Consider the following 21,055-nt stretch of genomic DNA (forward strand, 5'->3'; position numbering starts at 1 on the left):
CTGCTCAGCGGCCCGAGATGGCGATCCGGACCAGGTCGCGGCCGCGCACGCCGTACAGGGCCCGTCCCGAGGGGTCCAGCGCCAGCTTCGGCTCGCCGCCGAACCACTGACCCGCCAGGCCCTCGACGATCGTCGTGGCGGTGAACGCGGCCAGGTCCAGCTTGTACACCTTGTCGCCGTCGGTGCAGTAGGCGACGCGGCCGGTGACGAACAGCTCGCCGCCCTTCGCGCCCACCTTGAGGGTCCTGGTGACCTTCCTGCGGATCAGGTCGAACTCGAACACCTCGCCCGTGCTCGCCATGCCGTACAGGGTGATCGGGCCCAGCGCGAGGGAGGAGATGTACCGCGCGCCCGGGATCGGCTCGACCTGCCACAGCAGCTTCCGCCTGACCAGGTCGAACGCGGCCAGCCTGGCGCTCGTCGTGACGGGCGGCAGACCGAGGCCCTCCTGGGTGGTGGTGCCGAGATAGGCGGTGCCCAGGCGGGCGGTGACGGAGTAGACGGTCTGCCGCTCGACGGCGGGGCGGTAGGTCTCGTACTTGCCTGTGCGCGGTGAGTAGAGCGACAGCGCGCCGTTCATGTGGCCGGGCTCCGGCTGCGTGGGCATCACGATCAGGCCCGTCCGGGAGTCGTAGGCCAGGTCGCGCGGCCGGTCCTGCTGGTTGCCGGTGCGGGCGAGCAGCTTCGGCTCGGCGTCGCCCGGCCGGTAGGAGTAGAGCGCGGCCTGGGTGTAGACGCCGAGATAGGTGGTGCCGCCGACGGTCAGCAGCGTCTTGGGCTCGCCGGAGATGCCGAGCCTGCTCACCTTGCCCGTGGCCAGGTCGTGGATGTCGGCGCCACCTTTGCCGCCCACGTAGACGCGGCGGCCGTCGGAGTGGACCGACATCGGCTCCTCCGGTGCCGCCTTGAGCCCACGCTGCACCAGGTTGAGGTAGTCGAGGGTGCCCGTCGCCGGGTCGTAGACGAAGACGGCGCTGTCCTGGATGCCGTACACGCGTCCCTCGTGGGCCAGCAGCCGGTGCGTGAGCGCCTCGAAGTACGGCACGCCGAGCACTTCCAGCGTGCCCGTGGCCAGTTCGTAGCGGTAGAAGGTGCCGGAGGGGCGGCCGGCGAAGTAGACGTGGCCGTCGTGGATCAGCACCGCGACGACGTACTTCTCGCCCGGGGCCGTGGCCTTGACGACCTTGTAGCTTCTGCTGGTCTTGTCGATGACGACCAGCTCGGCGAGGGAGTTCATGCCGCCCGCGATGTGCGTGTCGGAGACGTTCATGCTCGAAACCCAGTCGCGGTCGGCCAGGGCGGCCGGGAGCAGTTCCTGCTTCTCGCCGGTCGTCCGGTCGATCGCGATGAGGTGGGCGTGGGAGCCGACGCCCGCGTAGACGTACTTGTCGTCGGCCTGGATGCTGCGCACGTACGCCTCGCCGGGGGCGGGCTGGCCCAGGTCGCGGCTGGTGCCCGTCGCCGGGTCGTACTCCCAGACGCGGCCCGGCTCCGACGTGCCCATGTAGACCTTGCCGTCGGGGGAGGAGGCCATGGTCCAGATGTAGTGGTCGGGGTACTCGGCGACCTTCGTCACCTGGCCCGCGACGGTGTCGACGCGGTAGAGGTCGGAGCGGGCGTGCGTGCCCACGTAGACGTCGGTGCCCACCCGGCACATCGCCCAGATGCCCACGCCGGTCGGGATGTCGTCATGGGTGGTGACCGCATCCTTGGCCAGGTCGTAGGCGCCCACGACGTTGGGGGACAGGCCGCGGGAGCCCACGTACAGGACCCCGCCCACGAACTCGCCGTTGCCCAGCGGGCTGGCGACGCTCGCGGGCCCGAGGCCGGTGACGGTGCCCTCGGGCTCACGGGTCGTCTTCGCGGCCTGGGCTTCGGCGGCGTGGACCGGTAGGGCGGCCAGGGAGACGGTCGTGGCGGCCGCTTGCAGGAAACGGCGACGGGGGATCATGGCGGCTCCCTTGGTGAAGTTTCGCCGCACGCTATAACGGACCGGGCCGTAATGTCCAGATCATTGGAGACCGGCGGCCAGGCCGAACAGCTCCGCCGCGTTGCGCCAGGCGATCCGCTCGGCCGTCTCGCCGGTGAGCTTGGCCGCGGCGACCGCGCCGAAGGCCGACGACGGGTCGATCAGCGTCGCGTCGGTGCCGAACAGCAGTTGCCGCGCGTCCACCTTCGCCGCCACCTCGGCGATGCGGCCCGCCGGGGCGTGGGACCAGCAGGGCTCCAGGTAGAGGCGGTCGCAGGCGCGGGCCGCCTCGATCGCGTACCTGAACCCGTCGGCGCCCATGTGGCCGGCGATCACCCTGAGCCCCGGCGTGTCGAGGCAGACCTGGGCCAGCTCGAGCACCGAGGCGCCCCACGAGTGGACCAGCGCCGGGCAGCCCGCCTCGGCGACCAGCTGGAGGGCCGCGCGTAGTTGCGGCGAGGTGACGGGCGAGCCCGTGTAGTCGGTGTGGATCTTGACGCCGACGAACCGTCCGGTCGGCAGATAGGCGCGCAGGTCGCGCTCCGCCTCGCGCAGCCGGCGGGGGTTGACAGTGACGTAGCCGGACAGCCGCTCCAGGCCGTCGTCCTGTCCGCCCAGTGCCGTGGCCAGGGCGCGGTTGCCGGCCGGGGCGTCGTAGATGACGGCTTCGGTGGACGACACGACGGCCCGGTCGATGCCGTAGCGGTCCATGGTGGCCAGGGTCGCCCCGGCCACGTCCATGGTGAAGAACCAGGGCCCCCAGTGGGCGTGCACATCGATGATCATCCGAGCAGCCTCCTGGCGTTGCCGCCCGCCACGGCGGCCACCTCGTCGGCCTTCATGCCGCTGGTCGCCAGCCTGAGCAGGGGGACGAGGGGTTCGTAGTGGGGGGTCCTGGAGCCGTACAGCAGCCGCTCGGCGCCGATCTCCGCGGCGACCGTCTCCAGCGCGTCGGGGGAGTTGAGCAGGCGGGTGGAGGTGTGGAAGCCGGGCTCGTCGGCGGCGGCCACCAGGAAGTCGCCCAGGTGGTAGAAGTGCGTGTCGAGGAAGACCACGCTGAGGTCCAGCCCGGCGAACGGCTGCCAGAACCTGCGCACGTCACCACCGGTCAGCACCACCATGTCCAGCCGCGCCGCCCGCCGGGCGACATGCCGGACCGATGGAAAACCGGCCTCCACCCCCTGCTCGTCCGGGAACAGCCGGATCGCCCTGACCCCCGCCGCGGCCAGGCGGTCCATCTCGCGGCCCGCTCCCACGGGATCGCGCAGATCCACCACCCCGACCGGCGTGAACCCCACCGGCTCCCGTTCGTCGGCCGCCGTCAGGGCGAGGGTCGCGTCGTTGCCCGAGCGCATGTCGAAGAGCGCCGCGCGCAGGCTCGCCACCGCGCCCGCCCGGATCCGGTGCTCGGCCAGCATCGCCCGTACGGAAGCCGGCGTCCCGGGCGGTCCGTCGCGGTCCGGGTAGGCGCCCACGAGCACGTCGACGTCCAGGGCCACCTCCAGCCCACCGATCAGCTCCCAGGCGTCGAACGCCATACCGGTCTTGTCCCTAATCGCCATGCGGGCAATGATGCCATTGACGAACAGCGCGCATAAGATTACGGTCAGGGCCAAAATTGCTCAGAAATGAACGCGAGGCCCACATGCTCCGCTCACTCCTCGTCGTCGTGGCAGGCCTGTTACCCGCGCTGCTCACGGCTCCCACCGCTGCCGCCGCCGTCGCCGTCGATTGTGACAGCCCGGGTGTGGAGACGTTCGGGCCGGCATCGGTCACGGGCGCGATCGTCGGCGCCGTCGTCCACGAAGGACACGCCTACGTCGTCGAACGCGGCCCCAAGCCGCCCGTACTGGCGGACATCGACCTGGCCACCCGCAAGGTCGTCAGGAGCGTCACGCTCCCCGACGGGCCGGCCGCGGGCGAGGCCGAGGGCGGCTGGGCCACCGCCGTGTCCGGCGGCAAGATCTATGTCGGTACGTACCCGGTGCCCGACCTCTACAGCTTCGACCCGGCGACGGGTGAGGTGAAGCGGCTGCACTCGTTCGGGAAGAACGGCGGTTTCGTCTGGAGCCTGACGGCGGCGCCCGACGGCACCCTCTACGCCGGGACCTATCCGGACGGCAAGGTCTGGGAGTACGTCCCCAGCACCGGCGCGGTCCGCGACTTCGGTGTGCTGGCACCCGGTGAGCGCTACGTCAGGGCGGTCGCCGCGGACGCCGGGCACGTCTACGCCGGCCTGCTCGACAAGGCCCAGCTCGTGTCGATCGACCGGGCGAGCGGCGCGGTCACGCGGCTCGCCACCGGCCCCACGGGCGTCGGCGCCGTCGCCGAACACGGCGACCGCGTGCTCGCGGCCAGCGGCGGCACGCTCATCGACATACGCAAGGACGGCACTGACGCCAAACAGCCCACCCTGGAGGCGGGCAGCCTCGACATGCTCACGGTGGCCGCCGACGGCACCGTCTACACCACCACCCGCCCGGACGGCGCGGTCTACCGCTACCGGCCCGGCGACACCACGCTCACCAAGATCGCCGAACCGCCGTCCCCCGGCGACGAGACCAGGCGGCTGCAACTGCTCGACGACAACACCCTCTTCGGCGTCTCGGGCAGCGGCGGCATGTGGTGGCTCGACCTGCGTACGGGCAAGTCGGAGTTCGTGGACCTGATCGAGGCCGGACTGCCCGCCGGTGCCGAACGGCCGCAGAGCATGCTGCTCGTGCCCAACCGCGCCCTCTACATCGGTGGTCACTTCTCGATGGAGGTCCGCGACCTCCGTACGGGCGCCAAGCGCAGGTTCCGCCTGCCCGGCGAGCCCAAGGACCTGGTGCGGCGCGGTAACAAGATCTACGCCGCCATGTACCCCAGCGGCCAGATCCTGTCCATCGACATCCGCACCGACCAGGTGCGCGGACTCGGCTACCTGGGCCACGACCAGCAGCGGCCATGGGACATCGAGTACGACCCGCTGACCGACAAGCTCCTGGTGGCCAGCGCCCCGCTCGGCGCGAAGCTCTCGGGCGCCCTGTCCGTGGTCGACCCGGACACCGGGAAGATGGACGTGTACGTGGACGTCATCCCCGGCCAGAGCCTGATGAGCCTCTCGGTGGGCCTCGGCGTCGTCTACCTGGGCGGCGACGTGCTGGGCGGTGGCGGCACGCCGCCGGTCAAGACCTCCGCCTCGGTGGCGGCCTTCGACCTGCGGACGCGCAAGGTGCGCTGGCAGGTCGATCCGGTCCCCAATTACCGTACGTTCCAGGACATCAAGGTGCACAACGGCCTGCTGTACGGGGTGTACAAGCGCGACTCGGGCGTCTGGATCGCGCTGGACCTGGCCACCAAGAAGGTGGTCCACCAGGGCAAGCTCTCCGGCTACGGCGAGCTGACCGTCCATCGGAACAAGGTGTTCGTCTCCACCTTCTTCGGCGGCGGCAACGCCTACGAACTGGGCGCCACCGAAAAGCTGCTGGCCACCGGCCTGGGCGACGAGTGGTACACCAACCCCCAACTCCACTTCGAGCCCGGCACCTGGCGGGCCTGGGCCCTGGTCGGCCGGAACCTGGCCAGGATCAGGCTGAACCCCGCCTGCCCGCCCTTGACCGTCCCGACGACCACTGGCTAGATTTCGGTCTGTGCCGAAATCTGTGATCGATGCCCACCGGCTCATCGGCCCGGTACCGTTCGACGACCTGCCGTCGGACCCCCGGGCCGAGATGGACCGGCTGGGCATCGACCGGGCCTGCGTGACCCACACGCTCAGCCTCTATTCGGACGCGCAGGCGGGCAACGACGCCCTCCTCCGGCTGGACGACCCCCGGCTCATCCCGGTGCCCGTCGTGGTGCCCGGCGTGCCGGGGGCGTCCGCGCCCGCCAACCTCCACCAGGTGCTGGAGTGGAACGTCCGCATGATCAGGCTCTGTCCAGAACGGCACCGCTTCGACCTCACCGGCCCGATCGCCCTGCGCTGTCTGGCCGCCCTGGCGCTGCCCGTGGCGATCGACCTGGAGGAGACCTCGACCGCCCAGCTCCACACGCTGCTCTCGCGGCTGCCCGAACAGCGCGTTCTTCTCCTCAACCCCGGCTACCGCCGCCTGCGCGCGGTGGCCGAACTGATGGCGGAGACCCGCCGCGTCTGGGTGGAGATGGGCACCGTGAACACCCAGGGCGGCGTCGAATGGCTCGCCCACCGGTTCGGGGCGGACCGGCTGGTCTTCGGCACGGGCGCCCCGATCGCCGACGACTGCGGCCCCCGCTTCCTCCTCGACCACCTCGACCTGGAGCCGTCCGCCGTCGACCTGATCGCCGCCGACTCCCTGAGCGGGCTCCTGTGATCCTCGACGCGCACGGCCACGTAGGCTCCTGGCCCGACTTCCTCATCCCCGACCCTTCCGCGGAAGGGCTGGTGGCGGTGATGGACCGGATCGGCGTCACGGCGATGGGCATCAGCCACCTGCTCGCCGTCGGCCCGGACGCCGAACACGGCAACCGGCTGGCCACCGAGATCGCCGAACGCTTCCCCGGCCGGTTCGGCGTCTGGCAGGTCTACAACCCGCACCACCGCACACCCTTGGTCTCTGGTGGGGTGTGGGGGGTCAAACTGCATCCCGACGTCCACCAGTGCCGTCTGGACGATCCGCTCTACGGGCCGGTGTGGGACCTCGGCCTGCCCGTCCTCGCCCACGCGCAGACCGACTCGCCGTGGAGCGACCCCGCCCAGTTCGCCGCCGTCGCCGCCCGCCATCCGGAGGTGCCGCTGCTCATGGGGCACACCGGGCTCTGGCCGTACGGGTTCGCCCGCGCGGCCCGCCTGGCGGCCGACCACCCGAACGTCTACCTGGAAACCTGCGGCTCCAAGATGACCGGCCGCTGGATCGCCCGCCTCGTCGCCATGGTCGGGGCGGACCGGGTGGTGTTCGGCTCGGACGCCTGCTTCCTCGACCTCCGTACGGGCCTCGGCCGCATCGCCCTCGCCCCACTCACCGCCCCCGACCGCACCCTCGTCCAGGGCGCCAACCTCGCCCGCCTCCTCACCCTTCCCACCTGACCGCTTTCTCCGACACCCGCTTTCTCCGACACCCGCCCTCTGACCGCTCCCGCCTTCCCAGATGCCCGTCTGTCTCGACCTCACCTCGAAAGGGATGCTTGCCGTGACACTCGCCCTCCACGGTGGTACGCCGGTCCGCTCGGCGCCCTGGCCCGCTTGGCCGCCGCCGCTCGACGCGGCCCAGCGCGCCCTCGTCACCGAGGTCCTGGAGAGTGGCCTGTGGGGCGCCACCCAGGGCGGCTCCGCCGTCACGGACCTGGTCGCCGCGTTCGCCCGCAGGTCCGGCGTGCCGTACGGCGTGGCGGTCGGGAACGCGACACTGGGCCTGTTCGCCGCACTCCGCGGACTGGGCGTGGGGCGAGGCGACGAGGTGATCGTGCCCGCCTACACGTTCGTCGCCTCGGCCACGGCGGTACTCCTCGCCGGAGCCACGCCCGTGATCGCCGACGTGAACCCGGTGGACCTGCACCTGTCGCCGGAGGCCGTCGAAGCCGCGCTGACCAGCAGAACGGCCGCCATCATGCCCGTCCACCTGGCCGGCAGCCCCGCCGACATGGACCCGCTCAACGCGCTGGCGGCCCGCCACGGCCTGGTCGTGGTCGAGGACGCCGCCCAGGCACACGGCGCGACCTACAAGGGCCGCCCGGTCGGCGGCTTGGGCGACGCCGGGGTGTACAGCTTCCAGGCGAGCAAGGCCATGACGGCGGGCGAGGGCGGCCTGATCGTCTGCCGCGACGAGGCCACGTACGAGGCGATCTGGTCGGTATGCAACCTCGGCCGCAAACGCGGCGGCCAGTGGTACGGCCACCCCACGATCGGTTGGAACCTCCGGCTCACCGAAATCCAGGCCGCCCTCCTCCTACCTTGGCTCGACCGCCTCGACGCCGAGATCGACCACCGCGAGTCCTTCTGCACCGCCGCCGAACACGCGCTCACCGCCCAGCCGTGGAAACCGCACGATGGTGAGCCGGTAGGTGCGGGGCCGGCGGGTGGCAGCGAAGGGACGGGTGCCGGTTCAGGGGTGCGTGATGGAGAGTCGGCGGATGTGGGCTCAGCGTCCGATCGTGGGTCGGTGGGTGTGCGACCAGCGTGCGGCGGCGGTCCGTCTGATGTGCGGCTGCCGTACGGTCGTGAGCTGCCCGTGAGTGTGGTGCCGCAACCGCCGGGTACCACCCGTGACTCCCGCCACCTGCTCATGCTCCGCCTCCACATGCCGGTGGACCGGGAGTTCCTGCTGGCCGCGATGGTCGCCGAGGGGGTGCCGCTCGATGCCGGGTATCCGCCGCTCGGGACGTTCGCGGCGCTCGCCCGGGAGGGTGCTCGCGCGGAGCCGTGTCCGGCGGCCGAGGCGGCCGCTCAGGAGGTGGTCTGGGTCCGGCAGTCGATGCTCATGGACGATCCCCGCCACGCCGTCCACCTGGCCGAGGCCCTGTCCAAGGTGCTGGCCGCCATGCCACCGCGCGCCCAGGCGTGACCTCCGCCGTCGGTCGTGTCCGCTCGGGCGTGATCTCCGCCGTCATCCGTGCCCGCTCAGTTCGGTCAGCAGGGCTCCGGGAGTGCTCTGCTTGGATTTATCCGGAAATCTGGCGATCGGGTAGCGATCAAGGATCTCCTCCGGGATGGCGAAGGCGTCCACAAGGAGCAGCGCGTACGGCGCGAGCCGTGCGACGGCCTCATCGAGGACGATGGGGAGCTGCTCGACCTGCTCGGCCGACAGGTGGCCCGCGGCCATCAGGCTTCCACTCTGTGAGGAGATCCGCCGCAGGGCGAAGACCCGGTGGTCTCCAGCTCGGCGGCGCTGTTGCCGTGGACGAGCTCGGTGCACAGGAACGTCCCGGTCCGCTGGAGCGGGGCGTAGTCGCGCAGGCCGCGCCGCTCGTGCGGGGCGTGGTCGTACAGGGTATGAACCGTACTTAATATTCGCTATGAAAACCTAGGATTCGGTTCTGGGCTCGTAGTCCGTGCTGTGCTGGTGGAACCTGCTCCGCGGGATGGATCGATATCCGGCGGACGCGTATCGCTCAGGTGTTCTGCCCAATGCCGCAAACTCTTGGTAGCGTTACGATCGCAAATCGTGGTGGCAGGGGTGGGCAGGCCGTGAGGTAAACGCGTCGATGCTGCCTGGCCACCCTTAACCTGATGGGGGCGGTGGGTGAGTAGGCTGACCGCTACCGCGCCCTGCACCGTCCACGCTGCCATGGTGGAGGCGACCGGTGAGGTCGTCGCGCAGGCGCTGTTGGCGCGGCGGGTGGCCTGGCTGGCCGCTCTTGCGCGGGGGCTGAGCGCCTACTTGATCGCGGCCCGGTGGAATGCTGCTGATCTGGACGCGCTGGGGTCCGGGGTGGGGTTGGACGGGCGGGTGTTGCCGTCGAAGGGCTGGATGGCGCTGAGGCGGCTCGGCTGGGGCGTGAGCTCGCCCTCGGGCGTGCGTGTGTGTGATCGGGTGGTGCGGTGCGCGCAGGAGCAGGCCGCCCGCCTGTTGCGGCTGGCGCTGCACCGGCGCCGTCTGGTGGCGGCGATCGTGGCGACGTGGCCGCAGGAGCGGAGTGCGCGTACCGGCGCCGAGTGGGAGGCGCTGCGCAAGGTGCTGCCGGACGGGGTAAGCGCGGCGGACATCCGTAACCGGACCCGGCAGATCCGCGCCTATCGCGACCAGCATGAGGTGTTCCCGGCCGATCTGACCGACCTGGAGGAGCCGCCGAACGTTGCGGCGCAGGTCGTGCTGGCGGCGGCCGACCGGCAACTGCTCACCTTGGAGCGCACCGGCAGCCGCAGCGCCCGCCTGCGGGTGCGGCTTCCGCTGGTCGAGTTTCCCGCCTGCGGCAGGGACTGGGCGTGGCATGTGCTGCCGGTCGCGTTGCCGCCGACGGTGCCGCTTGAGGCAGCGTTGTGCGCCCCCACCGTGCGGGTGGCAAAGGGGCGGGTGCGCGTCGATCTGCCGTTCAAGATCCCGGTCGGCTTCGCGCCCGCTACCGGTCATCGGGTCGGGTGCGGGTTCGACTGGGGCCTCAACGGGTTGCTGGTCGGCGTCGTGGGGGAGTTGACCGATGGCCGGGTGATCAGTGATGGGCGGCCGTTCGCCTACGATGCCAGCGGTGTCTCGGCCAAGCTGCACCGGCTGCGGGCCGAGCGTGAGCACCTGTCCGCCAAGCACCGCCACCTGGAAAAGCTGCTGGCCGGGATCACCGTCGCCGATCCCCGCTTTGCCGCGCTGAGTGCGGCCTGCCAGGTGCTCGGGGTTGAGCATGAGCGGTTGTGCGCGCGCATCCGCAATCTGAACAAGGCGCTGACCTGGTCGGCGGCCCGCTGGGCGGTCGATCAGGCCGCCGCCTCCGGGGCGACAGTCATCTACCTGGAAGATCTGGCCACCTTGGAAGCGCGCGGGCGCCGAGGCAGGGCGAACTCGCGGCTGTCGGGGCAGGTGCGCGGGCGGATCATCGAGGCGATCCGGCACCTGGCCGCCAAGCACGCCATCGCGGTGGTCACCGTCCCGGCGCGCGGCACCTCCCGGTACTGCCCCCGGTGCGGGGACGGCACCTCGGTGCTCAAGCATTGCCCGGCTCCGGATCGGCTCGGCGAGCTGGGTTGGAGGTGGGCTTGCTGCCCGGCGTGTGGCTTGTCGTGTGATCGGGACTGGGCAGCGGCCGAGCGGATCGTCTCCCGTGGCCTGCTCGGCCAGAAGGCTACCCGCACCCACCGTTCCACCGGGGCGCGCACCATCGCCACGATCGTGGAGGGCAACGTCGCTCGCGCCCGCCGAACGCGCAAACCTACCCGGGCGGCCCGCCGCGCCCGCCGCACCCGAACCGACCTGCACCCCCGACCGGCAGCACGCGACAGAGCCAAGAACCGCCCCACCCCGAAACGGCCCACCCGCACCTCAGCCAACCCACGAAACAACTCAATGACTTCCAGCCGTGTGCCCGACCGGCGCACGGTGCCCGCCCCATCGCCCGCCAGCGGTGGACAGCGTCCGGCGGGCCATGCACCCAAGCCGGGACGGCACCAGCCGTACCGGACAGGGCATGTCAGGAATTCCCATCACCGGACCGGCTTCCACCACGCCAAAGCCACCCCCGTACTCACCTTCACCGAGCACGGGAGCAGCCCAGGCAAGGCCACGCCCGTCCGAGTTACCTGACTCCTTCAGGAAACTACAGAGAATTCAAGACGCTGCCCAGGAACAGGTTGTAGTGGATCCTTGACGTTTCTTTTGCTTATTGTGATTTCTTGATCGCATTAGGTAAAGGAGTTGTTCGGGGTGACCGCGCTTGGCATCCTTGGAACCTCGCCTCCTGATCACGATCAGGAGGCCGTGACGGCGCTGTGCACGCCTGGTCGAACTCTCTCCTTATGCCGGAGAAAGGTGAACCATGCGCTTCGCGAGACGATTAGCGATCACTGCCCTGCTGCTCCTCGCCGCCCTCTGCGCTGCGGACCGAGCGGCCGAGTCGAAACGGCTCATGGCCCCGTGCCTGGTCACCTACACGGTCGGCCCGATCTGGGTGAACGGCTTCATGGCCTTGGTCGCCGTCACCAACCGCAGCATCATCCCGCCCACCGGGCAGGTCACGATGCTCCTCCCCGCGAACTCGGCCGCCCAGGTCGCGTGGGACGCGATCCTGACCGTAGGCGACACGCAGCACCCCCGTGTTCACCATCCCGGCCTATCGCCCCAATGTGGGCGTACGCCTTCAGGCTCGCCGGCACGCTCTGCGACGTGGTCTACAACTGACCGGCGCGATTCTCTCAGAGGAGGTGGAAGGGCGGGCCTTGCACGCAGCCGGGCGGGGTGTTGTTGCCGCTGACGTCGAAATCAGCGCAGGTGAGGAACAGATAATTGAATTTGCCGAGCAGGAAGGCCAGGATTCCGACGACGACGATGACGGCGATGGCCCGCAGCCGGTGCAGCGCGGGGAGTTCGGCGTATTCGGGCAGCAGGATTCTCGTCATGAGCCAGGCAAGGGCCGGCGCGCCCGCCAGGGTGAGCACCACCTCGAAATAGTGGAGATAGCGAAACCCGTGCTCTCTCGGCGCCAGGACGGCCAGCACGATCCAGGTCGAGGGGAGTGCCAGCGCGACCCAGCCCGCCCAGGGCAGGGCGCGTCTGCTGCGCAGCAGCAGGCCCGAGAGCAGCATGGCCGCGGCCACGGCCCAGATCCCCATCACGGCGTCGAAGAAGATGGCGTCGTACGCGCCTAGCGTGAACGCAGGCCACCAGATGGCGAGTGTGCCGCCCGCCGACGCCGCCGCGGTGGCCCGAAGCGTGGGGTCGATTTCGGGGAGGCCGCGCTTCCTTTCCGGGCTGGAATCGCCGGCTCTGCCATCCATGTCCACTGTTCGAGAATATAGAGACACACAGCGCATTCCCGGCTCGGCACCGCACCGTGCGTACCGAGAAATGGCCATGTTTCTGCATGGATCTACTTTGTAAAGGCGACCGCGCGAATTAACGCACCCGGGAGTTCCCGCTGGAGCGAGCGGATCACCTGCGTGTCGAAGGCCAGGAGCGGCGGTCCACTGACCGAACCTGCCGAATTGATTCGATCGGCCAGGCTGCACACCCTTGGTCGCAATCTCAGAGCAGGTGCGGTTTCTGCCGAACGACTTCAGTTCGAACATCGGAGGCACCCCCATGTCAGCCCCCATTCCACCGCGACGCCAGCCGGCCAAGGCGGTGCTCGCCAGCTGGATCGGCACCACCGTCGAGTACTACGACTTCGCCCTCTACGGCTTCGCGGCGTCGGTGTTGTTCGCGAAGATCTTCTTCCCCGCGACGAACCCCGTGGTCGGCACGCTGATCTCGCTGTCCAGCTTCGGCGTCGGCTTCGTCGCGCGCCCGGTCGGCGCGCTCATCTTCGGCCACCTCGGCGACCGCGTGGGCCGCAAGACGATCCTGGTCATCACCTTGACGCTGATGGGCGCCGCGACCACGGCCATCGGCCTCCTGCCGTCATACGCCCAGATCGGGCTCGCCGCACCGGTGCTGCTGGTCACTCTCCGCATCATTCAGGGCATCTCGCTCGGCGGCGAGTACAGCGGCGCCGTTCTCATGACCGTCGAGCATGCCGAACCGCACCGGCGAGGCCTGTTCGGGTCCATCATCAACACGGGGACGACCGCGGGCATGGTCCTGGCGAACAGCGTCTTCCTCCTGGTGAGCCAGTTGCCCGAGACGCAGCTGATGTCCTGGGGATGGCGGGTCCCGTTCCTGCTCAGTTCCGTGCTCGTGATCGTCGGCCTGGTCATCCGGATGACGCTGGGGGAAAGCCCGGAGTTCGCCACCGCCAAGGACCAGGGCTCGGTCCGCAAGCTGCCGATCGTGGACGTGCTGCGCCGCTGCGGCGGCCGGGTGGTCCTGGTGGCCTTGGGGACGATCGCGGCGGGCGTGGTGTCCTCGATGACATCGGTCTTCGCGCTCACCTACGGCAAGGTGGCGCTCGGGATGAGCACGGCGGCGACGCTCGGAGTGCTGCTTCCCGCGTGGGTGGTGGCCCTGGTCGGCGTGCCGCTGTTCGGCAGGATCGCCGACCGGATCGGCGTCCGCCCGCTGTTCCTGTACGGGGCGGCCTCGCTCATCGTGCTGCCGTTCGTGTGGTTCGCGCTGCTCGGCACCCGCCAGTACGGGCTGATGCTGCTCGGGTTCGGCCTGCTGTTCTTCGGCTACTCGGCCAATTACGCGGTGTTCCCCGTGTACTTCTCCCAGGTCTTCCCGACTCCGCTGCGGTTCAGCGGCATGTCGATCGGCTTCACCGTGGGCACGATCGGGGGCGTCGCCTTCGCGCCCGCGATCGCCGCATCGATCCTGGAGGCGTCCGGCGGCTGGATCGGCATCGCCGCCTACATGGCGGGGACCGCGGTCGTGACGCTCGCGGCCGGCCTCTTGCTGCGGGCGCCCGAAACCGACCCGGATGAGGCAACGGTCACGCGACCCGGGCTCGATCCTGAAGCCGCGGCGACGTGAGAGCCGAGTTCTTCCGATGAGAGTGGGGATACGCGTCCCTCCGTGTGCCGCCGAGGTCGCGCCCCACCGGTTCGCGCTCGGTGTCGGCGTCGGCTGTCCACCTCGGCGCTGGCGGGCCGCGTAACCTCCGGCTCGCCGGGGAGATCGCCGACGACGCCATCCTGCTGTCCGGTGGCTTCGGCATCGTGAGCAACGGCGGGGCTCCGTTCCTCGCCGCGGCCGCCGTACGCGCCTGCGATCCGTACGTCAGCGACGAGGCGCTCGCGGCGTTCGCGCGGCGATTCTGTCTGTTCGGCAGCCCGAGGAGATCGCCGGGCGGCTCGCCGAGGTGCACGTGACAGGCATCGGAGATCAACAGTTGACGTTGACCAGATCCGCCCGGGCCCGCGTGTCGTCGGCGTCGAACCATTCCTGCTCGGTGGCGAACCAGGCCCGCCACCGAGGTTCGAGCTCAGGCCCGTCACGCTCGACAACCCGGCGCAACCGCACGTCTTCGGGAGCCTCCACCCAGATGGTGAACGCCAACAGGTGAGCCGCCGACCTGCGGGCCGTGCCCACGCCTTCGATGATCAGGACCGGCGCGGCAGGGACGGTGATCAGGTCGGTGTATTCACCGCGTACCCAGTCATAGCGGCGGAACGCGCCCGGGAGCCCGCGCTGGAGGGGCCGGAGCACCTGCGTGTCGAGGGCGTCGAACCAGCCGCCGGGGCCCTCGTCCCACGGCACCGGGAAGTCGTCGCTGTGCACCACCTGACAGCCGAGTTCGGCCGCCAGCTCGCCCGCGAACGTGGTCTTGCCGGACCCGGCGGGCCCGTCGATGGCGACCAGGCGGACCGGCCCGCACGACGGATCGAGTGCCTGGATGCGGCGGGCGGGCGATTTCACGGCTCCCAGGGTAGATGAGGGGAACACGAAGCCTGAAAGAATACTCTTTCGCCACGAACGCGATTCTGGAGGCTGACCTTGTCCGGACCCCTTGGTGACATTGTGGTGCTGGATCTGTCCAGGGCCCTGGCGGGTCCGCATGCCGCCCAGATGCTCGGCGACCTCGGCGCGCGGGTGATCAAGGTGGAGCATCCGGACGGGGGTGACGAGTCTCGGGGCTGGGGACCGCCTTTCGTCGGGCCGGATCACGATATTTCCACTTATTTCCTGGCGGCGAATCGCAACAAGCAGTCCATCGCCATCGACCTGAAGTCCGCTGGGGGCAAGCGGCTGGTCGAACGACTGGTACGGCAGAGCGACGTGCTCATCGAGAACTTCCGTACCGGCGTGCTCGACCGCCTGGGCTTCTCCGTCGAGCGGTTGCACGAGCTCAACCCGCGCCTGGTCATCCTGTCGATCACCGGGTTCGGCCACGACGGGCCCGAGGGCGGGCGGCCGGGCTACGACCAGATCGCCCAGGGCGAGGCCGGGCTGATGTCGCTGACCGGCCCCTCGCCCGAGCAGCCGTACCGTGTCGGCGCGTCCATCGCCGACCTGCTGGCGGGCATCCACGGCGCGTACGGCGTGGCCGGAGCGCTCTACGAGCGTGCGCGGACCGGCAAGGGCCGGGTGGTGCGGACCTCCCTGCTGGCCGCCGTCACCGGGGTGCACTCCTACCACGGCACCGCGTGGACCGTGGGCGGTCAGGTGCCCCGCGCGAACGGCAACCACCACGCCTCGATCGCCCCCTACGGCGCCTTCCACTGCGCCGACGGGATGCTGCAGATCGCCGCCGCCAATGACGGTCAGTGGAAGAAGGTGGCGGCCCTACTGGACATAGATCCAAATTTGGCTAAATATGCGACAAACAGGGAGAGATTTGCGCACCGGGATGAGCTGATCGCCGACATGGAGAAGGCTCTGGCCGCGCACGACCGTGGCCACTGGCTGGCAAGGCTGGGCGAGGCCGGAGTGCCCGCGGGCGCGATCCGTTCGATCGACGAGGTCTACTCCTGGGACCAGACCCGCTCGCAGGGCCTGGTGATCGAGGTGGACCACCCCGTACTCGGCCGCATCGAACTGCCGGGCCCGCCCCTGCGCTTCGACAGCGGCCCGGAAGAGAACGGTCCCGAGGTGGCGCACACCGCGCCGCCCGCGCTGGGCCAGGACGGCGACGCCGTGCTCGGCTGGCTCGAAGAGCGCGAGGGGTGATGCGGATCGGGTGGCACCGGCGGGCGCTCTCGTGCGTCAACATTGCAACATCGCCGGATAGTAGGGAGCCATGGTGAGCCGTCCGGACGCGCGCACGCTGATCGAAACGGTCCTCGACGCGGGATCGTGGAAGTCGTGGGACGCGCCGCCCGCCGATCCGGTGGCGCCGGGCTCTTCCTATGCCGACGAGCTGGCCACGGCCCGCGCAAAGTCCGGCTACGACGAGTCGATCATCACCGGGGAGGGTCTCCTCGACGGGCGCCGGGTCGCCGTCGTGGTCTCGGAGTTCTCGTTCATGGCCGGGTCGATCGGGGTGGCGGCGGCCGAGCGGGTCGTCCTCGCGGCCGAGCGGGCCACCCGTGAGCGGCTGCCGCTGCTGGCCGCGCCCGCCTCGGGCGGCACCAGGATGCAGGAGGGCGCGCTCGCGTTCGTGCAGATGGTGAAGATCACCGCGGCGGTGCAGGCGCATCGCGCGGCGGGCCTGCCGTTCGTGGTCTATCTGCGGCATCCGACGACCGGCGGGGTGTTCGCGTCGTGGGGGTCGCTCGGGCATGTCACGGCCGCGGAGCCGGGGGCGCTGATCGGGTTCATCGGGCCACGGGTGTTCGAGTCGTTGCACGGTTATCCGTTCCCCGAAGGCGTCCAGGTGGCGGAGAACCTGCACGAGCACGGGCTGGTCGACGCGGTGGTGGCGGCCGACGACGCGCGGGAGATCGCGATCGGCGCGCTGAACGTGCTGTGCGCCGAGCGCACCGGGCTGGTCGCCGGCGAGCCGCCCGAGGAGGATCTGCGGCCGGTGGAGGCGTGGGAGGCGATCACCCGCTCGCGCCGCGACGACCGCCCCGGCGCTCGCACGCTGCTCAAGCTGGCCGCCACCGACGTGACCCCGCTCACCGGCAACGGCGCGGGCGAGAACGAGCCGGGCCTGGTGCTGGCGCTGGCGCGGTTCGGCAGCGCGCCGGCCGTCGTGCTCGGCCAGGACCGGCGCAGAGCGCGGCCCAGCTCGCCACTCGGCCCCGGCGGGCTGCGGATGGCCAGGCGGGGCATGCGGCTGGCCGCCGAGCTGGGGCTGCCGCTGGTCACCGTGATCGACACGCCGGGCGCGGCACTGTCGAAGGCGGCCGAGGAGGGCGGGCTGGCCGCGGAGATCGCCCGCTGCCTGGCCGACCTGGTCATGCTCGACGCGCCGACGGTGTGCCTGCTGCTCGGCGAGGGCGCGGGCGGTGCGGCGCTCGCCCTGCTGCCGGCCGACCGGGTGCTGTGCGCCCAGCACGCGTGGCTGTCGCCGCTGCCGCCGGAGGGCGCCTCGGCGATCCTGTATCGCAGCGTGGACTTCGCGCCGGAGATCGCCCAGCTGCAGGGGGTGCGCGCCACCGACCTGCGGCGTAACGGGATCGTCGACCGGGTGATCCCGGAGGTGCCCGACGCCGCGTACGAGCCGCGCGCGTTCTGCGAGCGGGTGGGGCGGGCGCTGGAGTACGAGATCGCCGGGCTGCTGGCGCGGAGCCCGGCGGACCGTCGTGCGGCCCGCCAGGCCCGTTTCCGCGGCCTGGGCGGTTAGCCCGGCTCCTTCGGCTGGTACGTCCAGAGCACGCGGCCGTCGGCTCCGTAGCCGGTGAACCGCATGCCAGGCCAGGACAGCCCCCGCTTGGCGACCGCCTCAGGCACCGGCCCGGCGAAGAGCAGCACGCCCTGGCCCCAGGGATCGGGCGTCGTGCTCGCGGTGGCGCGTCCGCCGCCCTCGAGCGTGACGTCGACCTTGGCCGTGCCGGGCAGGGTGAAGCCGTACCAATCCTCCCGGTCCTGCGCCCACTGCAGCGGGAGTTCCGGAGCGGCGATCATGTCGCTCAACTTCCCGCCCGGGACGGGCTGGAAGGAGCCCGCCCGTGACTTGCCGTTCTTCCGCCACTTGATGCACGCGCCGTCGTGCAGGTTGGCGGTGAGCCCGCCGTCGAAGACGTGGCCGGCGTCCAGGGGCTTGTTGTCGCTCCAGCACCATTGGCGTTTCAGATCGACCTGTTCGACCTGCTTGCCACGCACCTTGTACGCGAAGGCGGCGATCTTGACGTCGAGCGGATACCTGACCCACCACACGGGCGCGGGCAGGTCCTTGCCGTGCATCAGGGTGGCCGGGAGGCGGCGTCCGTCCTCCAGCACCGCGTCGATGGACAGCCAGTCGTCCTCGGCCACGCCGAAGGCGACGACGCTGCCCGGCAGTGGCAGGTAGGTCTTCACCTGGCTGCCGGAGATCGAGTCGGACAGGGCTTCGCGTTTCACGCTTGAGCAACTGAGCTGGGGGACGCCCTCAGAGTAGCTGCCACCGGAGGCGCACAGCTTCAGGTCGTTCTCGATGCCTTTGTAGGTGTACGTGCCGAACAAGAGCTGTACCGGCCCGTTAGTGAAGTCGTCGGTCCCGGGGATGGTGATGGGCTCGCCGGTCCGCTTGAAGCTCGACTTCGACTGCCCGGTACGCCGCGGGTAGTCCTTGCGCCAGAGCTGCTTGCCCGCGGCGTCATAGCCCGCCACCCAGCCGCCGGCGGTCCAGTCGAGCGGCGCCAGGCGTGCGAGGGTGAACAGGTTGCTGTCGAGGTTCCACGGATCCGGGACGCCCTCCAAGGTGATCGGCGCCTCCGACCCGGTCGCCAGCTGGATCTTGGCGGTGTCCCTTCTCGTGGCGGTGTAGATCAGACCCTCGTCGGAGAAGATCATCGGCACCGGGTCCGGTGTCGGATCCTTCGAGTCCAGGTTGATCCAGCCGAGCTCCTTGCCCTGGCGGAACCAGAAGATTCTGCGGCCCAGGACCTTGAAGTCGTAGGGGCGCATGGTGACCTCGCCGGGCAGCCGCATCGCCTGGCCGATCGGCGTGCCCCTACTGCTCTCGTGGATGAGGTACTTGGGCGTCAGGTCCGAGCCCTGCCGGCCCTTGGCGTCGGCGAATTCCACCTTGGACACCCGGTCCTGGGCCGACAGCGCCAGCGTCCAGATGACCATCGGGGCACCCTCGGACCGGTGCAGGGTCGCCTCCACCCGCCTGCCGTCCGTCAGCACGGCCGTGACCTTCGTCACGTCGGTCTGGGTCACGCCGTAGTCCACGTACGCGGACGGGGTGTCGGTCCGGGTGGAGCCCTCGTACGTGCCGCTGCGCTCCATGATCTCGGCTACTCGCAGGTCATGGCACGAGCCGAAAGGATCGCCGTCCACGGGCTGGGCGACGTAGCACACCAAGGGGGCGCCGGCCTTGTCCCGCGCGAACCACAGGCGCAGCGGTTTGCCCGTCGCCGGGTCGTCGATCACCACCTGTTCCCCGGCCGCCGTCCTGCCCTCCATGAGCTGCTTGTAGACCCCGTCGGGATCGTTCGCGCTGTTCCGGCCCAGACCCCCGTTGAGCAGGAAAGGGACGAAGATGGCGAGCAGGGCGATGGGCAGGGCGGCCAGCAGCCACCGCCCGCGGGGCACCGGCGGGGGAGTGCGGCGCTGGACGTCGATCCAGGCGTTCGGGCTGGCCGGGAAGGTCTGGGCCTGGGCTTCGAGCGCCGCGCGCAGTCGTGCTTCCAGATCGCTCATTGGTCCTCCTCCTTCAGCGCCTTGCCCAGCGCGGCCAGGGCCCTGCTGGCGTGGGTCTTGACCGACCCGGCCGAGACGCCCATGACGTCGGCGATCTCGCGTTCGGACAGGTCGAGCCAGTAACGCAGGACGAGGGCCTCGCGCTGCCTGCGCGGGAGGCGGTCGAGCGCCGCCAGCAGCTCGCGGTGCTCCTCGGCGACGATCACCGCGTGCTCGCTGCTGTGTTGCGGCTCTGGAGGATCGGGGCGGCGTAACCGGACCAGCCTGAGGTGCCGCAGGCGGTTGCGGGTGAGGTTGCAGACGATCGAGCGCAGGTACGCGACCGCGGCCCCGTCGTCGCGCAGCCGTCTGACGTGCAGCCGGGAGAACGCCTCCTGGGCGATGTCCTCCGGGTCGTCGGCGCCGAGCAGGCCCGCCAGCCGTACCAGGGGCTGGTAGTGGGCGGCGAACAGTTCGGCGAATGACGGCTGCGCCATGGTGGAGGAGTCGATCACAGTACAGAGACACCCGAGGCGGGTGTCGGTTGACTAGGGGACCGGAATCCGTTCGACGCGGATCGAGAAGACCTCCTCGCGGGGCACCACGACCTCGTAGGCGCCGTGGTCGACCATCCAGTAGCCGAGTGCCTCCGCCTTCATGCCGCTGTGGCCGGTGTAGGCGATGTGCAGGCCGTCGTCGTCCTCGTCGAGCACGATGCACGGCTCGCCGCCGAACGCCCCCACGGTGCGGATCAGCACCAGCCATTCGAGCTCGGAGCGGTTGACCGAGCGTCGCCAGTAGCCGCCGGAGCCCGCCTCGAACCCGTCGAGCTCCTCCTCGCTGAACAGCACGACCTGGTCGGTGTCGGGGCCGAGCGCGGCGGGCAGCGTGCGCTCGGCGAAGCGCGCGACGAAGCCGGAGGCCACGGGGGTGATGTCGTCGCTCATGTGGCGGGCCGCCAGGTGAGCCCGTCGTAGGCGGCGAAGGGGCGCTCCTGCTCGGGCGTGATGTGCACGATCTCCGCGCCCGCGGGGATGGGGATCGGCGTGGTGTGGAACTGCGGGATCACGTGGTCGCGTGAGGTGGTGAACCCGTTTCCGGCGAACGGCGGCGCGTCGCTCCAGTCGCCGCCCATATGAGGTCCGTACGGGACGGCGTAGGTGTCGGCGTCGCGGGCGTACCAGCGCATGACATAGAGCTCGGGCACGTCCGCCGTCAGCTCCGATCCCTCGAACGAAAGGTCGAGTCCGTAGTAGAGCTGCCTGGGAGTCGTCAGCCGGGCGCAGTCCTGCAACCGGTAGACGTAGCCGGAGATGACCGTGCGTTTACCTGAAAGGTAGGGCACGAGCAGACGCGGCGGGACGACCTTCTGCATCTGCGTTCTGCTCACTGTTTCATT

At 70.3% G+C, this 21,055-nt stretch carries 20 protein-coding genes; 9 read left to right on the forward strand and 11 right to left on the reverse strand.

Going from position 1 to position 21,055, the window contains the following annotated elements; genetic code table 11:
* Positions 1–4: 4 nt before the first annotated feature.
* Genes KME78_RS53295 through KME78_RS53305 form a run of 3 tightly spaced genes read right to left on the reverse strand, consistent with a single transcriptional unit; the run spans position 5 to position 3,531 of the window.
* Positions 5–1,951 carry a hypothetical protein gene (locus tag KME78_RS53295; RefSeq protein WP_219537703.1) on the reverse strand — a complete coding sequence of 649 codons (1,947 nt, stop codon included), beginning with the start codon at positions 1,949–1,951 and terminating at the stop codon, positions 5–7.
* A 60-nt stretch (positions 1,952–2,011) separates the two neighbouring features.
* Positions 2,012–2,755 (reverse strand): amidohydrolase family protein, encoded by a 744-nt coding sequence (locus tag KME78_RS53300; RefSeq protein ID WP_219537704.1) that lies wholly within the window; start codon positions 2,753–2,755, stop codon positions 2,012–2,014.
* On the reverse strand, positions 2,752–3,531 hold the full coding sequence (locus tag KME78_RS53305; RefSeq protein ID WP_219537705.1) for an amidohydrolase family protein: 780 nt from the start codon (positions 3,529–3,531) through the stop codon (positions 2,752–2,754). Before KME78_RS53305 ends, KME78_RS53300 begins: the two co-directional genes overlap by 4 nt.
* A gap of 83 nt (positions 3,532–3,614) precedes the next feature.
* Here KME78_RS53305 and KME78_RS53310 point away from each other — a divergent pair, with 83 nt between their 5' ends.
* The 4 genes from KME78_RS53310 to KME78_RS53325 all read left to right on the forward strand — a co-directional run bounded on the left by KME78_RS53310 (position 3,615) and on the right by KME78_RS53325 (position 8,487).
* Positions 3,615–5,591, forward strand: coding sequence for a PQQ-binding-like beta-propeller repeat protein (locus tag KME78_RS53310; protein WP_219537706.1), 1,977 nt, complete (start codon positions 3,615–3,617; stop codon positions 5,589–5,591).
* Between the two features lie 10 nt (positions 5,592–5,601).
* Positions 5,602–6,300 carry an amidohydrolase family protein gene (locus tag KME78_RS53315; protein WP_219537707.1) on the forward strand — a complete coding sequence of 233 codons (699 nt, stop codon included), beginning with the start codon at positions 5,602–5,604 and terminating at the stop codon, positions 6,298–6,300.
* The gene (locus tag KME78_RS53320) at positions 6,297–7,013 is read left to right on the forward strand and encodes an amidohydrolase family protein (protein ID WP_219537708.1); all 717 of its coding nucleotides are present in this window, start codon (positions 6,297–6,299) and stop codon (positions 7,011–7,013) included. The genes KME78_RS53315 and KME78_RS53320 overlap by 4 nt, the downstream gene beginning before the upstream one ends.
* A gap of 103 nt (positions 7,014–7,116) precedes the next feature.
* Entirely contained in the window at positions 7,117–8,487 is a 1,371-nt protein-coding gene (locus KME78_RS53325; RefSeq protein ID WP_219537709.1) for a DegT/DnrJ/EryC1/StrS family aminotransferase, read from the forward strand.
* 42 nt (positions 8,488–8,529) lie between these two features.
* Here the strand turns inward: KME78_RS53325 and KME78_RS53330 are convergent, their stop codons facing one another.
* The gene (locus tag KME78_RS53330; protein ID WP_219537710.1) at positions 8,530–8,838 is read right to left on the reverse strand and encodes an acyl-CoA dehydrogenase; all 309 of its coding nucleotides are present in this window, start codon (positions 8,836–8,838) and stop codon (positions 8,530–8,532) included.
* 327 nt (positions 8,839–9,165) lie between these two features.
* On the opposite strand from KME78_RS53330, the gene KME78_RS53335 reads away from it, so the two are divergent.
* Positions 9,166–11,154: a zinc ribbon domain-containing protein gene (locus KME78_RS53335; RefSeq protein WP_219537711.1), complete on the forward strand. Its 1,989-nt coding sequence runs from the start codon at positions 9,166–9,168 to the stop codon at positions 11,152–11,154.
* A 342-nt stretch (positions 11,155–11,496) separates the two neighbouring features.
* Here KME78_RS53335 and KME78_RS53340 read toward each other — a convergent pair whose 3' ends face one another.
* Both KME78_RS53340 and KME78_RS53345 read right to left on the reverse strand, forming a co-directional pair.
* On the reverse strand, positions 11,497–11,652 hold the full coding sequence (locus KME78_RS53340; RefSeq protein ID WP_219537712.1) for a hypothetical protein: 156 nt from the start codon (positions 11,650–11,652) through the stop codon (positions 11,497–11,499).
* A gap of 110 nt (positions 11,653–11,762) precedes the next feature.
* Entirely contained in the window at positions 11,763–12,344 is a 582-nt protein-coding gene (locus KME78_RS53345; RefSeq protein WP_219537713.1) for a hypothetical protein, read from the reverse strand.
* A 304-nt stretch (positions 12,345–12,648) separates the two neighbouring features.
* Between KME78_RS53345 and KME78_RS53350 the strand changes: the two genes are divergently transcribed.
* Together KME78_RS53350 and KME78_RS53355 are read left to right on the forward strand one after the other, a co-directional pair.
* Positions 12,649–13,977 carry an MFS transporter gene (locus tag KME78_RS53350; RefSeq protein ID WP_219537714.1) on the forward strand — a complete coding sequence of 443 codons (1,329 nt, stop codon included), beginning with the start codon at positions 12,649–12,651 and terminating at the stop codon, positions 13,975–13,977.
* An 80-nt stretch (positions 13,978–14,057) separates the two neighbouring features.
* Positions 14,058–14,315: a hypothetical protein gene (locus KME78_RS53355; protein ID WP_219537715.1), complete on the forward strand. Its 258-nt coding sequence runs from the start codon at positions 14,058–14,060 to the stop codon at positions 14,313–14,315.
* A gap of 13 nt (positions 14,316–14,328) precedes the next feature.
* Here KME78_RS53355 and KME78_RS53360 read toward each other — a convergent pair whose 3' ends face one another.
* A complete protein-coding gene (locus tag KME78_RS53360) occupies positions 14,329–14,862 on the reverse strand; it encodes a uridine kinase family protein (protein ID WP_219537716.1) in 534 nt (177 codons plus the stop codon).
* A 78-nt stretch (positions 14,863–14,940) separates the two neighbouring features.
* Here KME78_RS53360 and KME78_RS53365 point away from each other — a divergent pair, with 78 nt between their 5' ends.
* Together KME78_RS53365 and KME78_RS53370 are read left to right on the forward strand one after the other, a co-directional pair.
* The gene (locus tag KME78_RS53365) at positions 14,941–16,113 is read left to right on the forward strand and encodes a CaiB/BaiF CoA transferase family protein (RefSeq protein ID WP_219537717.1); all 1,173 of its coding nucleotides are present in this window, start codon (positions 14,941–14,943) and stop codon (positions 16,111–16,113) included.
* 70 nt (positions 16,114–16,183) lie between these two features.
* Entirely contained in the window at positions 16,184–17,674 is a 1,491-nt protein-coding gene (locus KME78_RS53370) for a carboxyl transferase domain-containing protein (protein ID WP_219537718.1), read from the forward strand.
* On the opposite strand, the gene KME78_RS53375 is transcribed toward KME78_RS53370, so the two are convergent.
* Genes KME78_RS53375 through KME78_RS53390 form a run of 4 tightly spaced genes read right to left on the reverse strand, consistent with a single transcriptional unit; the run spans position 17,671 to position 21,046 of the window.
* Positions 17,671–19,677 (reverse strand): hypothetical protein, encoded by a 2,007-nt coding sequence (locus tag KME78_RS53375; RefSeq protein WP_219537719.1) that lies wholly within the window; start codon positions 19,675–19,677, stop codon positions 17,671–17,673. The two genes, KME78_RS53370 and KME78_RS53375, sit on opposite strands and share 4 nt — an antisense overlap.
* Positions 19,674–20,153, reverse strand: coding sequence for a SigE family RNA polymerase sigma factor (locus tag KME78_RS53380; RefSeq protein WP_219537720.1), 480 nt, complete (start codon positions 20,151–20,153; stop codon positions 19,674–19,676). The genes KME78_RS53375 and KME78_RS53380 overlap by 4 nt, the downstream gene beginning before the upstream one ends.
* 51 nt (positions 20,154–20,204) lie before the next feature.
* Positions 20,205–20,603 carry a UCP033725 family protein gene (locus KME78_RS53385; RefSeq protein WP_219537721.1) on the reverse strand — a complete coding sequence of 133 codons (399 nt, stop codon included), beginning with the start codon at positions 20,601–20,603 and terminating at the stop codon, positions 20,205–20,207.
* Positions 20,600–21,046, reverse strand: a complete 447-nt coding sequence (locus KME78_RS53390; protein WP_308127475.1) for a hypothetical protein — start codon at positions 21,044–21,046, stop codon at positions 20,600–20,602. Before KME78_RS53390 ends, KME78_RS53385 begins: the two co-directional genes overlap by 4 nt.
* Positions 21,047–21,055: the final 9 nt, after the last annotated feature.

Origin of the sequence: Nonomuraea guangzhouensis (genome assembly GCF_019396345.1) — a bacterium.
Classification (GTDB): domain Bacteria; phylum Actinomycetota; class Actinomycetes; order Streptosporangiales; family Streptosporangiaceae; genus Nonomuraea; species Nonomuraea guangzhouensis.

What these genes read in the sequence shown, in the direction of transcription:
- KME78_RS53295 (WP_219537703.1), bottom strand. Translation starts at nt 1,951, where the DNA reads ATGATCCCCCGTCGCCGTTTCCTGCAAGCGGCCGCCACGACCGTCTCC.
- KME78_RS53300 (WP_219537704.1), bottom strand. Translation starts at nt 2,755, where the DNA reads ATGATCATCGATGTGCACGCCCACTGGGGGCCCTGGTTCTTCACCATG.
- KME78_RS53305 (WP_219537705.1), bottom strand. Translation starts at nt 3,531, where the DNA reads ATGGCGATTAGGGACAAGACCGGTATGGCGTTCGACGCCTGGGAGCTG.
- KME78_RS53310 (WP_219537706.1), top strand. Translation starts at nt 3,615, where the DNA reads ATGCTCCGCTCACTCCTCGTCGTCGTGGCAGGCCTGTTACCCGCGCTG.
- KME78_RS53345 (WP_219537713.1), bottom strand. Translation starts at nt 12,344, where the DNA reads ATGGATGGCAGAGCCGGCGATTCCAGCCCGGAAAGGAAGCGCGGCCTC.
- KME78_RS53350 (WP_219537714.1), top strand. Translation starts at nt 12,649, where the DNA reads ATGTCAGCCCCCATTCCACCGCGACGCCAGCCGGCCAAGGCGGTGCTC.
- KME78_RS53370 (WP_219537718.1), top strand. Translation starts at nt 16,184, where the DNA reads ATGGTGAGCCGTCCGGACGCGCGCACGCTGATCGAAACGGTCCTCGAC.
- KME78_RS53375 (WP_219537719.1), bottom strand. Translation starts at nt 19,677, where the DNA reads ATGAGCGATCTGGAAGCACGACTGCGCGCGGCGCTCGAAGCCCAGGCC.
- KME78_RS53380 (WP_219537720.1), bottom strand. Translation starts at nt 20,153, where the DNA reads ATGGCGCAGCCGTCATTCGCCGAACTGTTCGCCGCCCACTACCAGCCC.
- KME78_RS53385 (WP_219537721.1), bottom strand. Translation starts at nt 20,603, where the DNA reads ATGAGCGACGACATCACCCCCGTGGCCTCCGGCTTCGTCGCGCGCTTC.